The following is a 3,535-nucleotide window of genomic DNA, read 5'->3' on the forward strand; positions in this document are numbered from 1 at the left end:
GAAATGTTCTTTCCATCGTTAATCAATCCTCTCGATCTGGATTTTTTAGTAATTACGTTTCCCAATAAAATGTGCAATATCAATCAAGTTCTTTTTCGCTGGAATATTCGGTAATCCTTCTAATGCCAGCAATGCTTTTTGAATATAACGATTGGCTAGCTGATCAGCCAAAAGCCCACCTTCGCTTTTTCGAATCATTTCGATCGCACGACTCGTATCACCATGGCCATTGCTTTCTCGAATGGCCGATATCTCTAACAATAGAGACTGTCTGATTCGTGAATCCTGTAAAGCAATTAATACGGGCAGAGTAATATTCCCTTGGCGCATATCCGAGCCAGGAGGCTTGCCAATTTGCTTCTCTGTGCCGTAAAGGTCAAGTAAATCGTCACCAATTTGATACGCCATACCAATATTATAGCCAAAACGATACATTTTGTTAGCAGTATTCCGGTCTGTTCCCGATGCAACTGCTCCTAGCTGACAGCTAATCGCGATTAAAAGTGCTGTTTTACGCCGAATACGTAGCAAATAATTACGTACGGATTGCTCTGTGTTGAAAAAATCTCGAATTTGCTCCATCTCACCAATACACATTTCAACGAGTGCCTTAGATAATATTTGATGAATGAGCGGATTCGGAAGCTGAGCTGCAATCGATAAAGCTTTGCCATGAATGTAATCACCTGTATACATCGCAATTCGATTGTCCCATTTCGCCTTTACGGTCAGTTGACCACGGCGTGTCTCCGCATCATCTATGACATCATCATGTACCAGTGAAGCCATATGTATTAATTCAAGAGGGACAGCAACCTGTTTCATTACCTCGAGCTGGTAATCTCCGAACTTTCCAGCTAACAGAACGAAAATCGGTCTGATCCGTTTGCCGCCTGCTTTGAGTAAGTGCAAAGAAGCTTCACTCAGAAGCACGTGATCATCAGACACGCTGCGTTCCAGCTCCAGCTCGATTTGATTCAGATCACCTTTCATCTTCGCATATAAGTCAAGAAGTCTCATTCGTTCACCTACTGGGCAGATTGGTTTTCAAAAAAGTAAAAGCTACATCGTGCGCAAGCAAACCAAGCTGCTTCGCATATTGGAAATATAAAGCAAGCCCTTCTTGCAGCTTGCTTCCGAAATCATATTGAAGCGAATGAAAATACATGTCCCAGTAAGCAGTATCTCCGCCAAGCTGTTCACAAGCATTAGCAATCAAAGGATCAAGATGAGTGTTATTATACTGTTTGCACGTTAAAAGCGCATTATATACAGCTTGAATAGCATCAGGCTTTGCTTCAACAACTTCTCTCCGAGCTGCAACAACTGCATAAGTCATGCCAAAGCCAGTCCATTCATTCCATAGACGTCCCAGATCAATGACATGCAGCCCTTCATTTCTCCAAAAAGCTTGGATAGCGGGATCACCAATAATTAGTGCGGCATCAGATGTTTCCAGCATACTGTCAAGCAGAGGCTCCGCTGCTACATATTCTGGCTTGCAGTCATAGTGCATCTCCATAATGATTTTAAGTAAATTGACTGAAGTAGCTGAAGTGGTTGTTACCGAAATTTTTTGCGGACGTTTCTTCGTAATCGGCTCTTTTAAAAACAATAAAATCGAGTTCACATTGCCAACAGACCCAACCGACAAATCCGGCAATAAAACATAGTCGTTTGCATATTGACCATAAGAAAACGAAGATATGGCAGACAAATCAAGCTCCCTTGATTGCAGCATCCGATTTAATTCAGACGGAACACGTGAAATAACTTTGTAGCTATTTAAGTCTGCATGTTTTTCAAACTCGTGAAAAAGCGGCCATGCATTCGCATAATCAATTCGACCGATGGTGATCGGGCGATTAAAGCCCATTCTGCTCATCTCCCCATCTTCTGTACAAATCATGTTCAATTTCCATGCTGTCCATTACTTTCCCGACAAGGAAGTCTATCATTTCATCCATGGATTGCGGTTTAAAATAAAAAGCCGGCATCGCCGGAATCATCCTAACGCCTAGACGTGACAAGGTTAGCATATTTTCCAAATGAATAGCATGCAGTGGTGTCTCTCTTGGAACGAGCAGAAGCTTTCTGCCCTCTTTCAACATGACATCCGCCGCTCTTGACATCAAATCATCGGAAATGCCGTGCGCGATCGACGCAAGCGTCCCCATCGAGCACGGCACAACGACCATACCTTCTACGCGAAACGAGCCGCTTGCTATGCTCGCTCCTATATCTGCATTCGGATGAAAGATGAGCTTGCCTTCTGCAAGTGCTGCTCCAAAGCGTTGTTCCAGCGCTAACGAGCGGCGTGTTGTCTCCCAGCCGAGCTCTTCCTTCAATACACGCCAGCCAGACTCCGTCACTACAAGATGAACCTGGAAGCTCCTGCGCAGCAGTTCCTCAATGAGCCTAATCCCGTAAATAGAGCCGCTTGCGCCGGTTATCCCTACAACCCATCGCTTTGACAAACTGTTCTTATGTATGGCCATCTGTGTCTCTACCATTGATGAAGCACCAACAAATCAACGATCGTAAACATAAACAAAACAACGCTAAGCGTACCGTTCATGCCAAAAAAAGCAGTTTGTACACGAGATAAATCATTAGGGCGAACAAGCCAGTGCTGATAAAACAGCAGCGCAATCGAAATTAATGTACCGATAAGGTACATCCAGCTTAATTCGGTAAGCCAGAACAAGCTAATAAAACCAATCGCTGTAACAATATGCAGCGAACGCGCAATCCAAAGCGCACCGGCAATGCCGAAACGAGCTGGTATGGAGTGTAGCCCTGTATTACGGTCATATTCAAAATCTTGTGTTGCATAAATAATGTCAAAACCAGCGATCCAAAGCGCAACCGTCCCAAATAACAGCCATGCAGCCGCATCAAATTCGCCTGTAATCGCAACAAAGCCGCCAAGCGGCGATAAAGCAATCGTAAAGCCTAGTACAAGGTGGCAAAGCCATGTAAACCGTTTTGTATACGAATATAGAACCAACATGACAACAGCAATCGGCATCAATTTAAGCGCAATAGGCGCCAGATTAGCACTCGCTACGAATAACATAACAATTGATACGATCGTAAATATAAGAACCTCAGCCGATTTTAACAAGCCAGCAGGAAGTGCCCGATTCTCAGTACGAGGGTTTCGTAAATCAATCGCTTTATCGATCAGTCGATTTAAGCACATAGCAGCGCTGCGCGCTCCAAACATTGCGAGCGTTATCCAACCAATCTCTTCCCATGTAGGAAGACGCTGCTCCATGACAACTGCTCCTAAAATCGCACCCATAAATGCAAACGGCAAGGCAAACACCGTATGTTCAAATTTAATCATTTCTAAAATAATACTAATTTTGCGAATCATTGCTATTCCTTCTCCTTTATCCCTATATGCAGCGCTGCTACTCCGCCGGTCAAAGGAAAGGCATTCACCTGCTGCAGCCCTGCTTGTTCAAACATTTTTGCAAGTTGCATACGATCAGGAAACAGTTTTAACGACTCCGGCAACCATTTATAT

General features: G+C 43.9%; 5 protein-coding genes. All 5 read right to left on the reverse strand.

Annotated features, from left to right (window positions below; genetic code table 11):
* Positions 1–45: 45 nt before the first annotated feature.
* On the reverse strand, positions 46–1,020 hold the full coding sequence (locus AC1DWN_RS30455) for a polyprenyl synthetase family protein (protein WP_477562604.1): 975 nt from the start codon (positions 1,018–1,020) through the stop codon (positions 46–48).
* Between the two features lie 4 nt (positions 1,021–1,024).
* Positions 1,025–1,876, reverse strand: coding sequence for a menaquinone biosynthesis protein (locus AC1DWN_RS30460; protein WP_477562605.1), 852 nt, complete (start codon positions 1,874–1,876; stop codon positions 1,025–1,027).
* Positions 1,866–2,513 (reverse strand): UbiX family flavin prenyltransferase, encoded by a 648-nt coding sequence (locus AC1DWN_RS30465; RefSeq protein WP_477562606.1) that lies wholly within the window; start codon positions 2,511–2,513, stop codon positions 1,866–1,868. Before AC1DWN_RS30465 ends, AC1DWN_RS30460 begins: the two co-directional genes overlap by 11 nt.
* Positions 2,507–3,382, reverse strand: a complete 876-nt coding sequence (locus AC1DWN_RS30470; protein ID WP_477562607.1) for a UbiA-like polyprenyltransferase — start codon at positions 3,380–3,382, stop codon at positions 2,507–2,509. Before AC1DWN_RS30470 ends, AC1DWN_RS30465 begins: the two co-directional genes overlap by 7 nt.
* 2 nt (positions 3,383–3,384) lie before the next feature.
* On the reverse strand, positions 3,385–3,535 hold a 151-nt coding region (locus tag AC1DWN_RS30475), incomplete at its 5' end, for a class I SAM-dependent methyltransferase (protein WP_477562608.1).

The sequence above is a fragment of the Paenibacillus sp. P4_A7 genome, assembly GCF_056402455.1.

Bases quoted from the DNA above. Each gene is read 5' to 3' on its own strand.
- AC1DWN_RS30465 (WP_477562606.1), bottom strand. From the start codon at position 2,513: ATGGTAGAGACACAGATGGCCATACATAAGAACAGTTTGTCAAAGCGA.
- AC1DWN_RS30455 (WP_477562604.1), bottom strand. From the start codon at position 1,020: ATGAGACTTCTTGACTTATATGCGAAGATGAAAGGTGATCTGAATCAA.
- AC1DWN_RS30470 (WP_477562607.1), bottom strand. From the start codon at position 3,382: ATGATTCGCAAAATTAGTATTATTTTAGAAATGATTAAATTTGAACAT.
- AC1DWN_RS30460 (WP_477562605.1), bottom strand. From the start codon at position 1,876: ATGGGCTTTAATCGCCCGATCACCATCGGTCGAATTGATTATGCGAAT.